This window comes from Mammaliicoccus sp. N-M50 (assembly GCF_022386995.1).
Lineage (GTDB): Bacteria > Bacillota > Bacilli > Staphylococcales > Staphylococcaceae > Mammaliicoccus > Mammaliicoccus sciuri_A.
Genome location: NZ_JAJNJA010000018.1, coordinates 1 through 3,019 on the forward strand (window position 1 = coordinate 1; position 3,019 = coordinate 3,019).

Genomic DNA, 3,019 nt, shown 5'->3' on the forward strand with positions numbered 1-3,019 from the left:
CTATCTGCGTCCGAATCACTATCTGCGTCCGAATCACTATCTGCGTCCGAATCACTATCTGCGTCCGAATCACTATCTGCGTCCGAATCACTATCTGCGTCCGAATCACTATCTGCGTCTGCATCACTGTCTGCATCTGAGTCGCTATCTGCGTCGGAATCGCTGTCTGCATCTGAGTCGCTATCTGCGTCGGAATCGCTGTCTGCATCTGAGTCGCTATCTGCGTCGGAATCGCTGTCTGCATCGGCGTCGGCGTCTGAGTCAGAGTCATCTCCATCTGCTCCACCGTCACCAGAGCGAACTATATTTTCATTATCCCAATAATAAGACTTTTTGCTTCCACCATAAATGTCACTATTTGTTTCTATAACACGAGTCTTAACATTTTCGCCACTATCGTCATATTCACCATCGATTGTAATTACAAATGTTTCATTAATATCACCAAAATTGAAAGTAATTGTGTTGTCGCCGTTATCATAAACATATGGTAATACATCATCTGTAATATCAATATAATTAGGACTATTAGGATCAACGTAATAGCTGTCAGTTACTTGTGCACCATCAGCTAATTTATATACTTTAAACTTAGTAACATCTTTATTCAGAATTGTACTACTTGTATTTGGATCATTATGGTACCCCTGTAAAGTCACAGTAGTGTCTCTTAAATTATTATTTTTAGAGTTTACATATATAGTTTGTTTATAAGTTCGTTCCCCAGAAGCTATATCTACTTTTGTAATGAATGAGGAAACATTTGCTCCATCTTGACCTGGAAGCCCCATCGATGGATCTCCATATTCAATATCTATATTTGAATCAAATTTTTGATTAGCTATATCAAACTGAACATCATAATTACCTGAATAAGGAGAATTTTTTCTGTCTGTCCAAATTGGTAATTCAAAAAATCCATTAATATTTTCTTTTCCATTTACGTAGTCAGTAAAGATATATCTACCATTTTTAGAAATGACATTGTATTCACCTTTTGCAACAATATCTCCATTAGCATTTTTAATATCCACTAATTTCATAGAGTTATCCGTTTTTGAATAATCAATATCTCCGTCAATCGTTAAATTATTTGGAATAACAAATGTGAAATAATCCCCTTCTTTTACAGGACCATCAACACTAAATTTGGCGCTCATATTTGAGTATCCAGAATTATTTGGATATAAAGTTTTATTATCAAAGTTAAACTCACCAACTTTTATTTGATCATTAACATCATCCTCAGAAATAGCTGCGAAAGAATATTCTTCTTTATCTTCATTCTCTTTTAAAGAAGAAGCTCCACTCTCATTATTTTCACTAGATTCGTTACTATTTGCAGAAGTCTCTGGCTTAACTGTTTCTTCACTTCCTGGCGTTGCTTCTTCTGTCTCTTCACTTGCCGGTGTTGCTTCTTCTGTTTCTTCACTTGCCGGTGTTGCTTCTTCTGTTTCTTCACTTGCCGGTGTTGCTTCTTCTGTTTCTTCACTTGCTGGTGTTGCTTCTTCTGTTTCTTCACTTGCTGGTGTTGCTTCTTCTGTTTCTTCACTTGCTGGTGTTGCTTCTTCATTATTTTCAGATTGATTTATATTATCTTCAGCAACTGGTTTGTCACTACTATTGTTAGATTCTTCATTAACACTTAATTCTTCAGATTGACTATTTACAACTTGATTACTTTCATTACTATTTTGTTCATCTGCTTTTGCTTCATTACCAATTCCAAATAATAAAGCCGAACCAACTAAAATCGAAGCAGTGCCTACTGTAAACTTTCTAATTGAGTATTTATTATACCTATTTGGTATAAAATCTATCTTTTTACTACCGTGCTTCTTGTTGTTTTTCATATTTATTCCTCCTAATATGCATTGAAAAATAAAGTGACTAAACATAAAGTTCTAGCCACTTTATTTTTTAAATTATTATTTATCTTCTTTTCTACGACGACCGAATAAGAATAATGAACCCAATCCTGCTATTAAACCACCAATTAAAGTTGTATTAACTTCTGATTCTTCACCTGTATCAGGTAATTGTTTGTTATGGCTTGCTTTATGATCTTGATTATTTTCATTCAATTGATTAGCAACACCATTACCACCATTATTGTTTGAATCATTTGATGACATGCCTGCGTCTGAATCGCTGTCTGAATCTGAGTCGCTATCTGCATCTGCGTCACTAACAGAGTCTGAATCACTGTCCGCGTCTGCGTCGCTGTCTGAATCTGAATCTGAATCACTATCTGCATCTGCGTCACTGTCTGCGTCTGCATCACTATCAGAATCTGAATCACTGTCCGCGTCTGCATCGCTATCTGCGTCTGCATCACTATCAGAGTCTGAATCACTGTCCGTGTCTGCGTCGCTGTCTGCATCTGCATCGCTATCAGAGTCTGTATCGACAACAACTACAACAGATGGGTCTGATTCATTGCCATTATTATCTTTTTCAATACCTGTAATTTCATCGTCTTTATTTAAGTCTACATCAGTTGGAATATCTACAGACCAATTACCATTATCATCAATCTCAGTTTCTGAAGTACTGCCATCTGGGAAAGTAATTACTATAGTATTTCCAGGTGTACCATTTGAACCTGAAATGACAGTATCATCATTATCAATTGGATTAATTGTTGGCGCTGGTAAGTCATTTACATTTCCTACTGTTACAGGTACTTTTATGTGATCTTGTGTACCATCTGGGTATGTCACCGTTACATCTACTTCTGTTGTACCTGGTGTATTTCCGTCTGGTAATTGTGTTTCATCATCTACTGTGATTGTTGGTTGTTCTTTATCCGCTGGATAATCTGGGATTGTTACCGCACCTGTTACATCGTCTGTTGTCGTTGGTGTGCCATTGTCTTTCGTTACACCTTCTGTTGTTGGTTCATAAGCATCATTATCTGCTTGTTCTCCTACTGTTACAGGTACTTTTATGTGATCTTCTGTTCCATCTGGATATGTCACTGTCACATCTACTTCTGTTGTGCCTGGTGTGTTGCCAT

At 36.8% G+C, this 3,019-nt stretch carries 2 protein-coding genes; both read right to left on the reverse strand.

Annotated elements, in window-relative coordinates; genetic code table 11:
• A partial coding sequence (locus tag LQ622_RS14795) for a fibrinogen-binding adhesin SdrG C-terminal domain-containing protein (RefSeq protein ID WP_239775463.1) occupies positions 1-1,853 on the reverse strand: 1,853 nt, incomplete at its 3' end.
• Between the two features lie 75 nt (positions 1,854-1,928).
• The coding region (locus LQ622_RS14800; protein ID WP_239775465.1) for a Rib/alpha-like domain-containing protein at positions 1,929-3,019 on the reverse strand (1,091 nt) is incomplete at its 5' end.